Source organism: Allobosea sp. FBZP-16 (genome assembly GCF_002831785.1).
Taxonomy (GTDB): Bacteria; Pseudomonadota; Alphaproteobacteria; order Rhizobiales; family Beijerinckiaceae; genus Allobosea; species Allobosea lupini.
This window is the reverse complement of record NZ_LNCQ01000058.1, coordinates 1-1,873: the sequence shown is the minus strand read 5'-3', so window position 1 is coordinate 1,873 and position 1,873 is coordinate 1. Positions and strand designations below refer to the sequence as shown.

General features: G+C 66.6%; 4 protein-coding genes. All 4 read right to left on the bottom strand.

The features are described 5' to 3' along the window. On the bottom strand, positions 1–490 hold a 490-nt coding region (locus tag CXY91_RS28405), incomplete at its 3' end, for a DUF7168 domain-containing protein (protein ID WP_199777592.1). After that, complete coding sequence (locus tag CXY91_RS28400) at positions 487–1,302, bottom strand: hypothetical protein (protein ID WP_100965331.1); 816 nt, start codon at positions 1,300–1,302, stop codon at positions 487–489. The genes CXY91_RS28405 and CXY91_RS28400, both read right to left, overlap by 4 nt. Continuing rightward, a complete protein-coding gene (locus CXY91_RS28395; protein ID WP_100965330.1) occupies positions 1,299–1,568 on the bottom strand; it encodes a hypothetical protein in 270 nt (89 codons plus the stop codon). The genes CXY91_RS28400 and CXY91_RS28395 overlap by 4 nt, the downstream gene beginning before the upstream one ends. Beyond that, entirely contained in the window at positions 1,565–1,774 is a 210-nt protein-coding gene (locus CXY91_RS28390) for a hypothetical protein (RefSeq protein ID WP_100965329.1), read from the bottom strand. The genes CXY91_RS28395 and CXY91_RS28390 overlap by 4 nt, the downstream gene beginning before the upstream one ends. Positions 1,775–1,873 lie beyond the last annotated feature (99 nt).

The following is a 1,873-nucleotide window of genomic DNA, read 5'->3' as shown; positions in this document are numbered from 1 at the left end:
GCCTGAACAGGTCGGCGAGACGGACGATCAGGCGCAGGACCATCCCGTCGACAAAATCAGCGGCGGCGGCCCGGCGGGTCGAGAGCTTGCGGCGGCGGGTGTAGAACGGCGTCTCCTTGAACTCGCGCAGGTCGCGATCGACCGCGCGGAAGCAGACATCGCGGAGATAGGCCGCAATATCGGGCCCGGGCTCGCGGCCGACGAACAGGATGTCGCCGCGATCGCAGCGGATCAGCATGGCGCAGTTGGTGTAGTAGGCGATGGCGGCCGAGAGCTTGTCGCGCCAGGTGGTGCGGTTCGTCGTCCGGGTCGAGTTGTCGGGCGCGGTCGCCTCGGTCATCTCGATCTCAGCCTGGTCGAAGTCGTGCTCGGCCATCAGGCGTGCTGCCAGCGCGGCCGCGGCCATCGCCTCGGCTTCGGTGCAGCCGCTGGCTTCGGTCTTCGCCTGCAAGGCGGCGATCTTGCTGCGGAGACGCTCGCGCGGGGTCATACCCGGGCTCCCGCTTCGCGCAGCAGAGCGCGCAGAATACCCTTGGACGTGGCGTCGAGCGCGCGCTTTCCGCCCCAGATGGTCTTCACGACAAGATCAAGTTCGGCGAGCTTCGGCCGCATCTTGCAGAGCCAGACGTCGACAATTTTGACCTCGCGGTCATCATCGCCGTTCTCTGGATCATGCGTCGCAGCAAGCAACGCCTCCATCGTAAGCTCCTTGCCGCGATAGAGCGCTTCCAGGCTGCGAGCCTCTGCCGGCTGGAACTTCACTCCGCCAATCTCGCGGGGGAAATTCTCGGTGACGCCGAGCGCCCGCAAAATCTCGCGATTGCCCGCCTCGACCTCCGCAGCCGGGATCTGCGTCGGCTTTCCCTTGGGGGCATCGGGTTTCGGCTGGGCCGGCGCAGGCAGCGCTAGGCGTCGGCCAAACTCAACTGGCACCTCGATCAGCAGGCGCTTGCCGATAGCATCGACATAGTATTCCGGCTCGACTGCCTCCTCGTTGGCGACGATGCCGGCCGGCGGCGGCATGCGCAGCAGCAGCGTCTTGCCGCGTGGCGCGCTTGCCGCTTCGAAAGGCCCCTGGTCCTTCGCCTTGACCAGGAGCAGGCGCTTGACCGCGTTCCAACCGATCTCGAAGCGCGGTCCGCCGATCTCGGCCAAGACCTCGGCCTTGAATGAGATCTGGAGCTTGGCCGGCGTCGTCGGCTTGAAGGTGACGAACGAGAGCTTTACGTCCGCCTTGAATTTCGGCGCGGTTGGAGCGAGCGCGGTGAAGCCGCCTTCGTCCAAGTCATCAAAGGCGCTCATCCGAAGATCTCCGTCAGCTCGGGTTGGCGGTCGAGCGCCGGCGGGGCGCTGCGGCTGGTGAAGTCGATGGGATCCTTGACCACCGGAGCGGCGGCGTAGACGCGCAGGACGTGCTCGGCGCAGTAGGACGTCGGCCAAATCGCGGGCTCACCGCAGACGCGGCGGCCGCCGAAGATGTCGACCGGCTCACCTCGACGGGGCTTGACGCCCTCGCAGACGATCCAGCGGCAGTGCCCGTCGCGGGCGCGGGAGAGGAGAATGCTCACTGGACTGAGCCTCCGAACAGGCCATCGCGCTGCGCCTGCTCTCGCAGATTGGTGGCGATCGCCTTCATCAAGGCGATCTCCTCATCGGCCTTGGCCTGGCTCATGCGCTTGATCTGCACTTGCCGGGCATAGACTCGCTCGCGCAGCCTAACCTCGCGCTCGGCGGCGGCGGCGAGTTGCTCATTGGTGAAGCGGGGAGCGGCCATCGCACCCTCACGCAGCCGCGAGGTCGATGGTAACCGTCTCAAAGCGGTCCTGCGGGCGCCGGCGCTGGTAGAAGCGGACATACTCCTTCGTGCCGGTGA

Bases quoted from the DNA above. Each gene is read 5' to 3' on its own strand.
- CXY91_RS28390 (WP_100965329.1), bottom strand. From the start codon at position 1,774: ATGGCCGCTCCCCGCTTCACCAATGAGCAACTCGCCGCCGCCGCCGAG.
- CXY91_RS28400 (WP_100965331.1), bottom strand. From the start codon at position 1,302: ATGAGCGCCTTTGATGACTTGGACGAAGGCGGCTTCACCGCGCTCGCT.